Origin of the sequence: Streptomyces fumanus, assembly GCF_014655295.1 — a bacterium.
In the GTDB taxonomy this organism is placed as follows: domain Bacteria; phylum Actinomycetota; class Actinomycetes; order Streptomycetales; family Streptomycetaceae; genus Streptomyces; species Streptomyces fumanus.
In genome coordinates this window covers 418,824-434,258 of record NZ_BNBI01000002.1, presented here as the reverse complement: position 1 = coordinate 434,258, position 15,435 = coordinate 418,824, and the positions used below count along the sequence as shown (strand labels likewise).

Genomic DNA, 15,435 nt, shown 5'->3' with positions numbered 1-15,435 from the left:
CTCCTTCTTACTTCTTCGACGGGGACTTGGGCCGCTGCGGACCCTTGCGCTGCCCGGACTGGGCCTTGCTGCGGGTACCGGAGGCGGGCTTCTGACCGGCCTTCTTGGGCGCGGCGGGCTTGGCGTCCTCGGGCTGGTCGGACTTGCGCAGCGACGTCGGCTCCGCGGTCGTCGAGGAGCCCGCGGCGGACGCTCCGCTCTCACCGGCCGCCTTGGGCGGGCCGGCCTGGCGCTTGGCCTTGGGCTGCCGCTTGGGCTGCTGCCGCCTGGGCGCGGCCGGGGTCGGCGTGCCGTCCGCGGTCTCGGTGACGGTCGCGGTCTCGCTCTTCACCACGGTGCCGTCGGGCTGGGCGGCGAGGCCCGCCTTGGACAGACCGTTGATGAACTTGCGCTCGAACTCGTTGCGGTCGCGGCCCTTGGCGACGATGGCCTTGACGATGGCGCGCTCGCTGCGGCGGCGGATCCTGCCGTGCTGCGTGACGTGCTTGTGCAGGCGCTCCAGGTAGGCAGCCTGGGCCTTGGAACCCGGCGTCGGGTTGTTGCGGATGACGTACATCTGCTGGCCCATGGTCCACACGTTGGTGGTCAGCCAGTAGACGAGGACACCGACCGGGAAGTTGATGCCGAAGACGGCGAACATGACCGGGAAGACGTACATCAGCATCTTCTGCTGCTGCATGAACGGCGTCTTCACCGTGGTGTCGACGTTCTTCGTCATCAACTGGCGCTGGGTGAAGAACTGCGACGCCGACATCAGGACGATCATGATCGCGGTGACGACCCGGACGTCCGTGATGGAGGAACCGAGGGCGTCCACCTTCGACGCGCCGTCGGTGAACTTGGCCGCGAGCGGCGCACCGAAGATGTGGGCCTTCTGGGCGCTCTCCAGCAGCCGCTCGTTGATCACGCCGATGGTGTCACCGGTCGCGATGCCGTTGAGCACGTGGTACAGGGCGAAGAAGAACGGGGACTGCGCCAGGATGGGAAGGCACGAGGAGAGCGGGTTGGTACCCGTCTCCTTGTACAGCTTCATCATCTCTTCGGACTGGCGCTGCTTGTCGTTCTTGTAGCGCTCCTGGATCTTCTTCATCTCGGGCTGCAGCGTCTGCATGGCCCGGGTCGACTTGATCTGCTTTACGAAGAGCGGGATCAGGCAGATCCGGATCAGCACCACGAGGGACACGATGGACAGGCCCCAGGCCCATCCGGTGTCAGGGCCGAAGAGGGCGCCGTACACGCTGTGGAACTGGACGATGACCCAGGAGACAGGTGTCGTGATGAAGCTGAAGAGGCTGGCAATCGTGTCCACTAATCATGCTCCTTGGGCATGGGACTGGGTCTCTGCGGCCGGGCTCGGGGGACCGGACCGACTCGTCGGAGCAGTCGGTCCCTCGGTGGCCGGTTCGGCGGCGGAGGGCCCGCCCTTGCGTGCGCGCCATGCGTCACGCAGCATTTCGTGCCACCGCGGACGCTTGCGCGGCGGAACATGGTCCACCCCGCCCAGCGACCACGGGTTGCACCGCAGGATGCGCCAGGCGGTGAGCACGGTCCCCTTGACGGCGCCGTGCCGGTCGATGGCCGTGTAGCCGTAGTGGGAACACGACGGGTAGTACTTGCAGACCGGCCCCAGCAGCGGACTGATCGTCCACTGGTACAGCTTGATCAGAGCCAGCAGCGGGTACTTCATCGCGCGCCCCCTCCCAGCAGCCGCTGTAGGGCGGCGTCCAGGTCTTGGGCCAGTTGTGCATGGTCGGCGTCACCCGCTCCGGGCAGCGCTCGTACGACTACCAGGCTACCGGGGGGGAACAGGTCCACTCGGTCGCGCATCAGATGGCGAAGTCTGCGCTTCACCTTGTTGCGGACGACCGCTCCGCCCACGGCTTTGCTCACGACGAAACCCGCACGCGTCGGGGGAGCGCTCTCCCCAGGCGCGTGCGGGTCCGTGGCACCGCTACGAAAGTGGACGACGAGGAACGGGCGGCCTGCCCGGCGACCCCGTCGCACCGCGGTCGCGAAGTCCTCGCGCCGCCTCAGCCGGTTCTCGGTGGGCAGCACGACGTCATGACCTGACCGGGATCAGGCGGACAGGCGGGCGCGACCCTTGCTGCGGCGGGACGCGAGAATCGCGCGGCCGGCACGGGTGCGCATACGCAGCCGGAAGCCGTGGGTCTTCGCGCGACGACGGTTGTTCGGCTGGAAGGTGCGCTTGCTCACTCGGGGGCTCCAGAAAGAATCGGTGGTGGCGGGGTGCCGTCCTGGCTGTCACCGTGCGCCCACGAGTAGCTCGCGTCACGCCCGTGTGCACCGCTTTCCGATCACCTGAAGCGATCTGTGCCCATCGGAGGCAGGCGGCAGCAGCCATCGACAACTCGACCTGGTTACGGTACGCGGGACTGCGCCATTCGGTCAAACCAGCGGCTGCCGGGAGACACTTGTCCACAGGCTGGGGACAACAACTTGAACCGCACGGGCCACGCTGACTACCGTGACTGAACTCCGATTCGTTCCCTTATCCCCGCCAGACCCGATTTTCATCCCGACCCGTCCCCGGATCACACCTTCGGGGGACCCCGTGAGAGAGCGTGCCCTGTGGCTGACGTACCTGCCGATCTTGCCGCAGTGTGGCCACGCGTGGTGGAGAAGCTCCTCGGGGAGGGCCGCGGCCAGGGCGTCGAGTCCAAGGACGAGCGCTGGATCCGGCGCTGCCAGCCGCTGGCGCTGGTCGCCGACACCGCTCTGCTCGCCGTACCGAACGAATTCGCGAAGGGCGTGCTGGAGGGCCGTCTCGCGCCGATCGTCAGCGAGACGCTGAGCCGCGAGTGCGGCCGGCCGATCCGGATCGCGATCACCGTCGACGACTCCGCGGGCGAGCCCCAGGCCCCGCCGGCGCCCGCCCCGCGCCCCCAGCAGCGCTACGAGGAACCCGAGCTTCCGGCCGGCGGGCAGCAGGGCCGCGACGAGTACGAGGGCTACGGCCGTCACCGCGCGGACCAGCTCCCCACCGCCCGCCCCGCCTATCCGTCGGAGTACCAGCGCCCCGAGCCCGGCTCCTGGCCGCGCCCCGGGCAGCAGGACGAGTACGGCTGGCAGCAGCAGCGCCTCGGCTTCCCCGAGCGGGACCCGTACGCCTCACCGCAGCAGGACTCGTACGGCCAGGACGCGTATCCGCAGGACGGCGGCTATCCGCAGCAGGACTACCGCCCGCAGTCGCCGGACCGCCCGCCCTACGAGCCCGAGCGCCCGCCGTACGACCCCGACCGCTCCCCGTACGAGAACGAGCGGTCGTCGTACGAGAACGACCGGCCGTCGTACGACTCGGACCGGCCCTCGTACGACACGGACCGGCAGGCGTACGAAGCCGACCGGTCGGGGTACGAGGCGCGGCGCTCCGACTACGAGCAGGCGCGCGGCGACTACGAGCAGCGCGGCGGGCGGCGGGAGCTGCCCGAGCCGCCGGCCGGGTCCGGGCACGTCCACCGCGGCGGGCCCGTCGGCCCCGGGCCGGCCACCGGCGCCCCCGGTCCGCTGGCCGCGCAGCCCGCGCCGGCCACCGGCCCCGGTGAGCCGACCGCGCGGCTGAACCCGAAGTACCTCTTCGACACCTTCGTGATCGGCGCCTCCAACCGGTTCGCGCACGCGGCGGCGGTGGCCGTCGCCGAGGCACCGGCGAAGGCGTACAACCCCCTGTTCATCTACGGGGAGTCCGGGCTCGGCAAGACGCACCTGCTGCACGCCATCGGGCACTACGCGCGGAGCCTGTACCCCGGCACGCGCGTGCGGTACGTCAGCTCGGAGGAGTTCACCAACGAGTTCATCAACTCCATCCGCGACGGCAAGGGCGACAGCTTCCGCAAGCGGTACCGGGAGATGGACATCCTGCTCGTCGACGACATCCAGTTCCTGGCGGACAAGGAGTCGACGCAGGAGGAGTTCTTCCACACCTTCAATACGCTGCACAACGCCAACAAGCAGATCGTGCTCTCCAGCGACCGGCCGCCCAAGCAGTTGGTGACGCTGGAGGACCGGCTGCGCAACCGCTTCGAGTGGGGGCTGATCACCGACGTCCAGCCGCCCGAGCTGGAGACGCGGATCGCGATCCTGCGCAAGAAGGCGGTGCAGGAGCAGCTCAACGCCCCGCCGGAGGTGCTGGAGTTCATCGCCTCCCGGATCTCGCGGAACATCCGTGAGCTGGAGGGCGCGCTGATCCGGGTGACGGCGTTCGCGTCGCTCAACCGGCAGCCGGTGGACCTGGGCCTCACCGAGATCGTGCTGAAGGACCTCATCCCCGGCGGCGAGGACTCCACTCCGGAGATCACCTCGACGGCCATCATGAGCGCGACCGCCGACTACTTCGGCCTCACGGTCGAGGACCTGTGCGGCAGCTCGCGCGGCCGCCAGTTGGTGACCGCCCGGCAGATCGCCATGTACCTCTGCCGGGAGCTGACGGACCTCTCGCTGCCGAAGATCGGCGCGCTGTTCGGCGGCCGGGACCACACCACCGTGATGCACGCCGACCGCAAGATCCGCAATCTGATGGCCGAGCGGCGCTCCATCTACAACCAGGTCACCGAGCTGACCAACCGCATCAAGAACGGCTGACAGAGCGACCGACAGCGGTCTCCTGGAGGGCGCCGCGGAGGGCGGTCGGTGGGCGGCTCAGAGGCCGCCGCGGGACGCCCAGGGCGTCGTCCGGAGAAGATCCGGGCGGCGCCCTTCGTCGTCCCCGGGTCAGCCCGTGTTCGATTTCTGGCCGGGTTACGGTCACCGTCCACAGATTCGGTGACTTTCTTCCGTCCACACCTTGGGGACCCGGAAGTTGTCCCGATCCTGTCCACAGGCAGACCTGGTGAAAACCCATCACTCCAGCTCAGCCCCCTGTGGATTCGTGGACGAAGGATCTCCACAGGGTGTGGACAACGGGACGGTCCACAAGCTGTGCACGGAGTTGTCCACGGGCGGCCCACAGGCTGGGGGCGGTTGTCCCCAGTGATCGGCCGCTTCTCCACAGGGCTGTCCACTGTTCGGCAACCTGACGCGCCTCCTCACCGCGTCGAGTGAAAGGCGTCACACCAAGGTGCCGGATTGGGCTGTGGGAAAGACGGGTAAACCTGGGGACGGCGCTGGGGAGAAGTCGCCTCTCCCTGTGCACGGAGTGTGCAGAACTTTCCGTTCTCCACAGCGGGCCCGAGTTGTCCACCGGCTCCGCCCACAGGCCCCGTGGACAAAATCTCCGGTCTGAGCTGGGCAAACGAGGTTATCCACGGTATCCACAGGCCCTACTACTACCGACGACCAGAGAGAGCCCGGAACTCGCATCGAAGCGGGACCTGTGCACAACTCGCCCCTCGGTGCCCGCCCGCCCCTCGTCACGACTTGACCCCGAAGGGCACCTACTGTCAGTGGGGTGCGTCAGACTGGTCCCCGGTGTCCTGCCCCTGCGAGGGGCCGGCGACACCGGGTCAGACGACGAAGGCGAAGCAGGGCGAGCAGCGCCGGCAACAGCAGGAGGCGGCAACGGTGAAGATCCGGGTGGAACGCGACGTACTCGCGGAGGCAGTGGCCTGGGCGGCGCGCAGCCTCCCGGCCCGTCCGCCGGCGCCGGTCCTCGCGGGCCTGCTGCTGAAGGCCGAGGAGGGGCAGCTCAGCCTCTCCAGCTTCGACTACGAGGTCTCCGCGCGGGTCTCGGTCGACGCGGAGATCGAGGAGGAGGGCACGGTCCTGGTCTCCGGCCGGCTGCTCGCCGACATCTCCCGCGCGCTGCCCAACCGGCCGGTGGAGATTTCCACAGACGGTGTACGGGCGACGGTGGTCTGCGGCTCCTCGCGCTTCACCCTCCACACCCTGCCGGTGGAGGAGTACCCGGCCCTGCCGCAGATGCCGAACGCCACGGGCACGGTCCCTGGCGAGGTCTTCGCCTCGGCCGTCCAGCAGGTCGCCATCGCCGCGGGCCGCGACGACACGCTGCCCGTCCTCACCGGTGTACGCATCGAGATCGAGGGCGACACGGTGACGCTGGCCTCCACCGACCGCTACCGCTTCGCGGTCCGCGAGTTCCTGTGGAAGCCGGAGAACCCGGAGGCGTCCGCGGTCGCCCTGGTGCCCGCCAAGACGCTCCTGGACACCGCCAAGGCGCTGACCAGCGGCGACCAGGTGATCCTGGCGCTGTCCGGCTCGGGCGCGGGCGAGGGCCTGATCGGTTTCGAGGGCGCGGGCCGGCGGACCACCACCCGCCTGCTGGAGGGCGACCTCCCGAAGTACCGCACGCTGTTCCCGACGGAGTTCAACAGCGTCGCCGTGATCGAGACCGCCCCCTTCGTGGAGGCCGTCAAGCGCGTCGCCCTGGTCGCCGAGCGGAACACCCCGGTGCGGCTCAGCTTCGAGCAGGGCGTGCTCATCCTGGAGGCCGGCTCCAGCGACGACGCACAGGCTGTGGAAAGGGTCGACGCCCAGTTGGAGGGCGACGACATCTCGATCGCCTTCAACCCGACCTTCCTGCTGGACGGCCTGAGCGCCATCGACTCCCCGGTGGCCCAGCTCTCCTTCACCACGTCCACCAAGCCGGCGCTGCTCAGCGGCAAGCCGGCGCTGGACGCGGAGGCGGACGAGGCGTACAAGTACCTGATCATGCCGGTGCGGCTGAGCGGCTGAGCGGCTCCGGGGCCCGGCGTCGGCGTATCCACAGACTGTGGGCGAGGTGGGCGTACGGATGAGCGCGTACGCCCACAACTGTGCGTGACCGTCCGGGTTTAGGCTCGGACACCGGTGCGAAAGTGCCTCTCACGCCACAGCGACCCTAAGGAACGCAACTGATGGAGCTCGGTCTCGTCGGCCTCGGCAAGATGGGCGGCAACATGCGCGAGCGGATCCGCCGCGCGGGCCACACCGTCGTCGGATACGACCGCAACCCGGACCTCGCCGATGTGCACAGCCTGGAAGAGCTGGTGGACAAGCTCACCGGCCCGCGGGTGGTCTGGGTGATGGTCCCGGCGGGTGCGGCCACCCAGTCGACCATCGACCGGCTCGCCGAGCTGCTCCAGCCCGGCGACGTCGTCGTGGACGGCGGGAACTCCCGCTGGACGGACGACGAGAAGCACGCCGGGGAACTGGCCGCCAAGGGCATCGGCTTCGTCGACTGCGGCGTCTCCGGCGGCGTCTGGGGCCTGGAGAACGGCTACGCGCTGATGTACGGCGGCGACCCCGAGCACGTCGCGAAGGTGCAGCCGGTCTTCGACGCGCTCAAGCCGGAGGGCGATTTCGGCTCGGTGCACGCCGGCAGGGTCGGCGCCGGGCACTTCGCCAAGATGGTCCACAACGGCATCGAGTACGCCATGATGCAGGCGTACGCCGAGGGCTGGGAGCTGCTGGAGAAGGTCGACTCCGTGACCGACGTCCGGGAGGTCTTCCGCTCCTGGCAGGAGGGCACCGTCATCCGCTCCTGGCTGCTCGACCTCGCGGTCAACGCCCTGGACGAGGACGAGCACCTGGACAAGCTCCGGGGTTATGCACAGGACTCCGGTGAGGGACGCTGGACGGTGGAGGCCGCGATCGACAACGCGGTGCCGCTGCCGGCGATCACCGCCTCGCTGTTCGCGCGGTTCGCCTCCCGCCAGGAGGACTCCCCGCAGATGAAGATGATCGCGGCGCTGCGCAACCAGTTCGGCGGCCACGCGGTCGAGAAGAAGTAACCAGAAGGTCCGAGGGAGGTCGGCGAACGACCATGCACGTCACGCATCTGTCGCTGGCCGACTTCCGCTCCTACGCCCGGGTCGAGGTCCCGCTGGACCCGGGCGTCACCGCCTTCGTCGGCCCCAACGGCCAGGGCAAGACCAACCTCGTCGAGGCCGTCGGCTACCTCGCCACCCTCGGCAGCCACCGCGTCTCCTCCGACGCCCCCCTGGTCCGCATGGGCGCCGACCGCGCGGTGATCCGCGCGGCGGTCAAGCAGGGCGAACGTCAGCAGCTCATCGAGCTGGAGCTGAACCCGGGCCGCGCCAACCGCGCCCGCATCAACCGGTCCTCGCAGGTCAGGCCCCGTGACGTGCTCGGCATCGTACGGACCGTCCTGTTCGCGCCCGAGGACCTCGCTCTGGTCAAGGGCGACCCCGGGGAGCGGCGCCGGTTCCTCGACGAGCTGATCACCGCCCGCTCGCCGCGCATGGCCGGGGTGCGCTCCGACTACGACCGCGTCCTCAAGCAGCGCAACACCCTGCTGAAGTCGGCCGCGCTGGCCCGCCGGCACGGCGGCCGCACTCTGGACCTGTCCACCCTGGACGTCTGGGACCAGCACCTGGCCCGCGCGGGCGCCGAACTGCTCGCCCAGCGCCTGGACCTGATCGCCGCCCTCCAGCCGCTGGCCGACAAGGCGTACGACCAGCTCGCCCCCGCCGGCGGTCCCGTCACCCTGGAGTACCGGCCGTCGGCGCCCGGCGAGGCGCACGCGCGCGAGGAGCTGTTCGAGCAGCTCATGGCCGCGCTCGCGGAGGCCCGCAAGCAGGAGATCGAGCGGGGCGTCACCCTGGTCGGCCCGCACCGCGACGATCTGCTGCTCAAACTCGGTGAGCTGCCCGCCAAGGGGTACGCCTCCCACGGCGAGTCCTGGTCCTACGCGCTGGCGCTCCGCCTGGCCTCGTACGACCTGCTCAGGGCGGAGGGCAACGAACCGGTGCTGGTCCTGGACGACGTCTTCGCCGAGCTGGACACCCGGCGCCGCGAGCGCCTCGCCGAGCTGGTGGCCCCCGGCGAGCAGGTCCTGGTGACCGCCGCCGTCGACGACGACGTACCGCACGTCCTGGCGGGGGCGCGGTACGCGGTGACCGGGGGCACGGTGGAGCGCGCGTGAACGGCGGCGAGCCCCCCGAGAAGAACCCGGGGCAGGCCCCCGGAAAGGTCTCCGGGAAGTCCTCCGGGACGGCACCGGAGAAGACCCCCGGCACGGTCCCCGAGCCCTCCGGCGTCGACCTCGCGCGCGTGGCGCTGCGGGCGGCCAAGGAGGCGGCACGCGCGCGTGGCGAGGCCGCGCGGCAGCAGAAGCAGGCGCGGCGCGGGGGCCTGCGCTCCGGCGCGCACGCCGACGGCCGCGACCCCATGGCGCTCGGCTCGGCGATCAACCGGCTGATCACCGAGCGCGGCTGGGAGACCCCGGCCGCGGTGGGCGGCGTGATGGGCCGCTGGCCGCGGATCGTCGGCGAGGACGTGGCCAAGCACTGCGTACCGGAGCGGTACGACGAGGACGAGCGGGTGCTCTCCGTGCGCTGCGACTCCACGGCCTGGGCGACGAACCTGCGGCTGCTCGCGCCGACCCTGGTCGCCCGGATCAACGAGGACCTCGGGCACGGCTCGGTCCGCCTGATCAAGGTGCACGGCCCCGGCGGCTCCCCCCGGCGCTACGGCCCGCTGCGCGCCCCCGGCAGCACGGGCCCCGGCGACACCTACGGGTGATCCGGGGCCCCTCCGGACCCCTTTTTCACAGGGGGTGACCGACATCACATCTATGCGCGTCAACCCCTCTCCCGCCCGGTCTGCGGCCCCCTTGTCGTACAACCGCACGCGGATGCGAATCGGGGTCTCCGTCCTCGGTAGCCAAGGGTTGACGGCCCAAAGCGCTGAGTGCCTCTGTGAGCCCCCTGGGGCCCCCATCCGCATATCGGGAGTCGGCCGAGGACGGTTCAGGGCGGCACATGCGGACTCAGGTACCGGCAAACCCCCATCAGTGTCAGTGCTACCGGTAGACTGGAAGGCAATCCCGCCCCCATCGTGGGGACCGCCCGGGAAACGCTGAGCAACGCTGATCAAGGCTTACCAACGCAACATGCCGCAGCCGCTCCGGCAACCTGCCGACGAGCCCGGCTCGTGCTGTGCCAGAAAGGGCGCTTCGTGGCCGATTCCGGCAACCCCAACGAGAACATTCCGTCCACCGACACCGGCGTGAACGACGCGGCGAGCACCTCGAACGACGAGGTCACCGCCTCGTACGACGCAAGTGCCATCACCGTCCTCGAGGGTCTGGACGCGGTCCGCAAGCGACCCGGTATGTACATCGGTTCGACCGGTGAGCGAGGACTGCACCACCTGGTGCAGGAGGTCGTCGACAACTCGGTCGACGAGGCGCTGGCCGGCCACGCGGACACCATCGACGTCACCATCCTCGCGGACGGTGGCGTCCGCGTCGTCGACAACGGCCGCGGCATCCCGGTCGGCATCGTCCCCTCCGAGGGCAAGCCGGCCGTCGAGGTCGTGCTGACCGTGCTGCACGCGGGCGGCAAGTTCGGCGGTGGCGGCTACGCGGTCTCCGGCGGTCTGCACGGCGTGGGCGTCTCCGTGGTGAACGCGCTGTCCACGAAGGTCGCCGTCGAGGTCAAGACCGACGGCTACCGGTGGACGCAGGACTACAAGCTGGGCGTGCCCACCGCCCCGCTCGCCCGGCACGAGGCCACCGAGGAGACCGGCACCTCGGTCACCTTCTGGGCGGACGGCGACATCTTCGAGACGACCGACTACTCCTTCGAGACGCTGTCCCGGCGCTTCCAGGAGATGGCGTTCCTCAACAAGGGCCTGCGGATCAACCTCACCGACGAGCGCGAGTCGGCGAAGGCCACGGCCGGTGCGGACGAGGCCGGCGAGGACGAGAAGCACGAGGTCAAGCACGTCTCGTACCACTACGAGGGCGGCATCGTCGACTTCGTGAAGTACCTCAACTCCCGCAAGGGAGAGGTCATCCACCCCACGGTGATCGACCTGGAGGCCGAGGACAGGGACAAGCACCTGTCCCTCGAGGTCGCCATGCAGTGGAACGGCGGCTACACCGAGGGCGTGTACTCCTTCGCCAACATCATCCACACCCACGAGGGCGGCACCCACGAGGAGGGCTTCCGCGCGGCGCTCACCTCGCTGATCAACAAGTACGCGCGGGACAAGAAGCTGCTGCGCGAGAAGGACGACAACCTCACGGGCGACGACATCCGCGAGGGTCTGACGGCGATCATCTCGGTGAAGCTGAGCGAGCCGCAGTTCGAGGGCCAGACCAAGACCAAGCTGGGCAACACCGAGGTCAAGACCTTCGTCCAGAAGGTCGTCTACGAGCACCTCAACGATTGGCTGGACCGCAACCCCAACGAGGCCGCGGACATCATCCGCAAGGGCATCGCGGCGGCCACCGCGCGGGTGGCGGCCCGCAAGGCGCGCGACCTGACCCGCCGCAAGGGCCTGCTGGAGTCGGCCTCCCTGCCGGGCAAGCTGTCCGACTGCCAGTCCAACGACCCGACCAAGTGCGAGATCTTCATCGTCGAGGGCGACTCCGCCGGCGGCTCGGCCAAGTCCGGCCGCAACCCGCAGTACCAGGCGATCCTCCCGATCCGCGGCAAGATCCTCAACGTCGAGAAGGCGCGCATCGACCGCATCCTGCAGAACCAGGAGATCCAGGCGATGATCTCCGCGTTCGGCACGGGCGTGCACGAGGACTTCGACATCGAGAAGCTCCGCTATCACAAGATCATCCTGATGGCGGACGCCGACGTCGACGGCCAGCACATCAACACCCTGCTGCTGACCTTCCTGTTCCGCTTCATGCGGCCGCTGGTCGAGGCCGGGCACGTGTACCTCTCCCGCCCCCCGCTCTACAAGATCAAGTGGGGCCGGGACGACTTCGAGTACGCGTACTCCGACCGCGAGCGCGACGCGCTGATCGAAATGGGCCGTAACGCCGGCAAGCGCATCCGCGAGGACTCCGTGCAGCGCTTCAAGGGCCTCGGCGAGATGAACGCCGAGGAGCTGCGCATCACCACGATGGACCAGGAGCACCGCGTCCTCGGCCAGGTCACGCTCGACGACGCCGCCCAGGCCGACGACCTGTTCTCGGTCCTCATGGGCGAGGACGTCGAGGCCCGGCGCGCCTTCATCCAGCGCAACGCCAAGGACGTCCGCTTCCTCGACATCTGAGTCGGTCGCCGCTGACCGCACCAGGAAGGACCTATCCCAGCAATGACCGACGAGAACACCCCTGTGACGACGCCCGCGGGTGACGCCCTGGCGATGCGTGTCGAGCCCGTCGGGCTCGAGACGGAGATGCAGCGCTCGTACCTCGACTACGCGATGTCCGTCATCGTCTCGCGCGCGCTGCCCGACGTCCGGGACGGCCTCAAGCCCGTCCACCGGCGCGTGCTGTACGCCATGTACGACGGCGGCTACCGCCCCGAGCGCGGCTTCTACAAGTGCGCCCGCGTCGTCGGCGACGTCATGGGCAACTACCACCCGCACGGCGACAGCTCCATCTACGACGCCCTGGTGCGCCTCGCCCAGCCCTGGGCGATGCGGATGCCGCTCGTCGACTCCAACGGCAACTTCGGCTCGCCGGGCAACGACCCGGCGGCGGCCATGCGGTACACCGAGTGCAAGATGGCGCCGCTGTCGATGGAGATGGTCCGCGACATCGACGAGGAGACCGTCGACTTCACGGACAACTACGACGGCCGCTCCCAGGAGCCGACCGTCCTGCCCGCCCGCTTCCCGAACCTGCTGATCAACGGCTCGGCCGGCATCGCGGTCGGCATGGCGACCAACATCCCGCCGCACAACCTGCGCGAGGTCGCGGCCGGCGCCCAGTGGTACCTGGAGAACTACGAGGCGTCGCACGAGGAGCTGCTGGACGCGCTCATCGAGCGGATCAAGGGCCCGGACTTCCCGACCGGCGCCCTGGTGGTCGGCCGCAAGGGGATCGAGGAGGCGTACCGCACCGGCCGCGGCTCGATCACCATGCGCGCGGTCGTAGAGGTCGAGGAGATCCAGAACCGCCAGTGCCTGGTGGTCACGGAGCTGCCGTACCAGACCAACCCGGACAACCTCGCGCAGAAGATCGCCGACCTGGTGAAGGACGGCAAGATCGGCGGCATCGCCGACGTCCGCGACGAGACCTCCTCGCGCACCGGCCAGCGCCTGGTCATCGTCCTCAAGCGGGACGCGGTCGCCAAGGTGGTGCTGAACAACCTCTACAAGCACACCGATCTGCAGACCAACTTCGGCGCCAACATGCTGGCGCTGGTGGACGGCGTGCCGCGCACCCTCTCCCTGGACGCGTTCATCCGCCACTGGGTGAACCACCAGATCGAGGTCATCGTCCGCCGGACCCGCTTCCGGCTGCGCAAGGCCGAGGAGCGCGCCCACATCCTGCGCGGCCTGCTCAAGGCCCTGGACGCCATCGACGAGGTCATCGCGCTGATCCGGCGCAGCGACACCGTCGAGATCGCCCGCGGCGGCCTGATGGACCTGCTCGCGATCGACGAGATCCAGGCCAACGCGATCCTGGAGATGCAGCTCCGCCGGCTGGCCGCCCTGGAGCGCCAGAAGATCGTCCAGGAGCACGACGAGCTCCAGGCGAAGATCAACGAGTACAACGAGATCCTCGGCTCCCCGGTCCGCCAGCGCGGCATCGTCAGCGCGGAGCTGGCCGCGATCGTCGAGAAGTACGGCGACGACCGCAAGACGAAGCTGATCCCCTATGAGGGCGACATGTCCATCGAGGACCTGATCGCCGAGGAGGACATCGTCGTCACGGTCACCCGCGGTGGCTACATCAAGCGCACCAAGACCGACGACTACCGGGCGCAGAAGCGCGGCGGAAAGGGCGTACGCGGTACGAAGCTGAAGGAAGACGACATCGTCGACCACTTCTTCGTCTCCACCACGCACCACTGGCTGCTGTTCTTCACCAACAAGGGCCGCGTCTACCGCGTCAAGGGGTACGAGCTGCCCGACGCCGGCCGGGACGCGCGCGGTCAGCACGTGGCCAACCTGCTGGCCTTCCAGCCGGACGAGTCGATCGCCGAGATCTTCGCGATCCGGGACTACGAGGCGGCGCCGTACCTGGTGCTGGCCACCAAGGGCGGCCTGGTCAAGAAGACCTCGCTGAAGGATTACGACTCCCCGCGCTCGGGCGGTGTCATCGCCATCAACCTGCGGGAGCGGGAGGACGGTTCCGACGACGAACTGATCGGGGCCGAGCTGATCTCCGCCGAGGACGATCTGCTGCTGATCAGCAAGAAGGCGCAGTCGATCAGGTTCACCGCATCGGACGACGCGCTGCGTCCGATGGGCCGCGCCACCTCGGGTGTGAAGGGCATGAGTTTCCGTGACGGGGACGAACTGCTGTCGATGAATGTTGTCCGTCCCGGTACGTTCGTGTTCACTGCCACTGACGGCGGGTACGCCAAGCGGACCCCCGTCGACGAGTACCGCGTCCAGGGTCGCGGCGGTCTCGGCATCAAGGCCGCCAAGATCGTCGAGGACCGCGGGGAACTCGTCGGAGCGCTGGTGGTCGAGGAGACCGACGAGATCCTCGCCATCACCCTCTCCGGCGGTGTGATCCGCACGCGCGTCAACGAGGTCAGGGAGACGGGCCGTGACACCATGGGCGTCCAACTGATCAATCTTGGCAAGCGCGATGCCGTGGTCGGCATCGCACGCAACGCCGAAGCGGGGCGCGAGGCGGAGGAAGTCGACGGCGACGTGGTCGTCGACGAGACCGCCGAGGACGCCGCCACCGCCGGTACGGACGAGGGCGAGGCGCCCTCCGCCGAGTAGCACGAGGAGAGAGTCATCGTGAGCGGAGCCACGGGCGCCGGTTCGGCCGGTACCTCCACAGGTACGGAGACGGACGGCGGCGGCCGTGGCTCCGCCGCGTACGGGACCGGCGATCACGGTTCTGTTTCACGTGGAACGGACGCCACCACCCGCTCGTCCTCACTCTCGAAAGAGACTCATGGATCCCAGGGGGGAACTGTGACGGACACCCGAGGCCCGGGGACCCAGTACGGAGCTGGCACGGGCCCGGCCGCCTCCGGCGCCCAGGCGCAGCAGGAGGCCGCCCAGCAGTCGGCCTCCCCGCTGCCGGGCGAACGGCAGCAGCAGCCGCCCGGCGGGCCCTACCAGCCGCCGCAGGCGTACCAGACCCCGGCCGACGGGGGCGCCGTCCGCCGGCCGCGCACCGGCGCGCGGACCACGCCGCGGGTGCGCAAGGCCCGTCTGCGGGTGGCCAAGGCCGACCCGTGGTCGGTCATGAAGGTGAGCTTCCTGCTCTCCATCGCGCTGGGCATCTGCACGATCGTCGCGGCGGCCGTGCTGTGGATGCTCATGGACGCCATGGGCGTCTTCTCGACGGTCGGCGGCACGATCGCCGAGGCGACCGGCTCCAACGAGTCGAACGGCTTCGACCTCCAGTCGTTCCTGTCGCTGCCCAACGTCCTGCTGTTCACCACGATCATCGCGGTCATCGACGTCGTCCTCGCGACGGCCCTGGCCACCCTCGGCGCCTTCATCTACAACCTCTCCGCCGGCTTCGTCGGCGGCGTGGAGCTGACGCTCGCCGAGGACGAGTGACGGACGCCGGGAACCGATTTTGGGACTGCCCCCCTCGTGCGCTAATCTTCAGGGGTCAGCGCGCGGGAC

Annotated in this window: 11 protein-coding genes and 2 pseudogenes; 9 read left to right on the top strand and 4 right to left on the bottom strand. The window is 69.3% G+C overall.

What is annotated here, in order from left to right; all coding sequences use genetic code 11:
• Positions 1-7: 7 nt before the first annotated feature.
• From yidC to rpmH, 4 genes are read right to left on the bottom strand one after another with little or no spacing between them, the layout of a single operon-like run.
• The gene (yidC, locus tag IE316_RS06175) at positions 8-1,309 is read right to left on the bottom strand and encodes a membrane protein insertase YidC (protein WP_190203094.1); all 1,302 of its coding nucleotides are present in this window, start codon (positions 1,307-1,309) and stop codon (positions 8-10) included.
• Positions 1,310-1,312: 3 nt separating this feature from the next.
• On the bottom strand, positions 1,313-1,687 hold the full coding sequence (yidD, locus tag IE316_RS06170; RefSeq protein WP_190203093.1) for a membrane protein insertion efficiency factor YidD: 375 nt from the start codon (positions 1,685-1,687) through the stop codon (positions 1,313-1,315).
• A complete protein-coding gene (gene rnpA / locus IE316_RS06165) occupies positions 1,684-2,055 on the bottom strand; it encodes a ribonuclease P protein component (RefSeq protein ID WP_190203092.1) in 372 nt (123 codons plus the stop codon). The genes yidD and rnpA overlap by 4 nt, the downstream gene beginning before the upstream one ends.
• 21 nt (positions 2,056-2,076) lie before the next feature.
• The gene (rpmH, locus tag IE316_RS06160; protein ID WP_003956500.1) at positions 2,077-2,214 is read right to left on the bottom strand and encodes a 50S ribosomal protein L34; all 138 of its coding nucleotides are present in this window, start codon (positions 2,212-2,214) and stop codon (positions 2,077-2,079) included.
• 375 nt (positions 2,215-2,589) lie between these two features.
• Between rpmH and dnaA (IE316_RS36430) the strand changes: the two are divergent.
• The 9 genes and pseudogenes from dnaA (IE316_RS36430) to IE316_RS06120 all read left to right on the top strand — a co-directional run.
• Positions 2,590-2,940 (top strand): annotated as a pseudogene (gene dnaA / locus IE316_RS36430) (chromosomal replication initiator protein DnaA); the annotation flags it as partial.
• 15 nt (positions 2,941-2,955) lie between these two features.
• Positions 2,956-4,599 (top strand): annotated as a pseudogene (dnaA, locus tag IE316_RS06155) (chromosomal replication initiator protein DnaA); the annotation flags it as partial.
• Between the two features lie 918 nt (positions 4,600-5,517).
• On the top strand, positions 5,518-6,648 hold the full coding sequence (gene dnaN, locus IE316_RS06150) for a DNA polymerase III subunit beta (protein ID WP_190203090.1): 1,131 nt from the start codon (positions 5,518-5,520) through the stop codon (positions 6,646-6,648).
• A 161-nt stretch (positions 6,649-6,809) separates the two neighbouring features.
• Entirely contained in the window at positions 6,810-7,685 is an 876-nt protein-coding gene (gnd, locus tag IE316_RS06145) for a phosphogluconate dehydrogenase (NAD(+)-dependent, decarboxylating) (RefSeq protein ID WP_190203089.1), read from the top strand.
• Positions 7,686-7,717: 32 nt separating this feature from the next.
• Positions 7,718-8,839, top strand: coding sequence for a DNA replication/repair protein RecF (gene recF, locus IE316_RS06140; protein WP_190203088.1), 1,122 nt, complete (start codon positions 7,718-7,720; stop codon positions 8,837-8,839).
• Positions 8,836-9,438, top strand: coding sequence for a DciA family protein (locus tag IE316_RS06135; protein ID WP_190203087.1), 603 nt, complete (start codon positions 8,836-8,838; stop codon positions 9,436-9,438). The genes recF and IE316_RS06135 overlap by 4 nt, the downstream gene beginning before the upstream one ends.
• 435 nt (positions 9,439-9,873) lie before the next feature.
• Complete coding sequence (gene gyrB / locus IE316_RS06130; RefSeq protein WP_190203086.1) at positions 9,874-11,934, top strand: DNA topoisomerase (ATP-hydrolyzing) subunit B; 2,061 nt, start codon at positions 9,874-9,876, stop codon at positions 11,932-11,934.
• A 42-nt stretch (positions 11,935-11,976) separates the two neighbouring features.
• Positions 11,977-14,571 (top strand): DNA gyrase subunit A, encoded by a 2,595-nt coding sequence (gyrA, locus tag IE316_RS06125; protein WP_190203085.1) that lies wholly within the window; start codon positions 11,977-11,979, stop codon positions 14,569-14,571.
• 18 nt (positions 14,572-14,589) lie between these two features.
• Entirely contained in the window at positions 14,590-15,366 is a 777-nt protein-coding gene (locus tag IE316_RS06120; RefSeq protein WP_190203084.1) for a DUF3566 domain-containing protein, read from the top strand.
• Positions 15,367-15,435 lie beyond the last annotated feature (69 nt).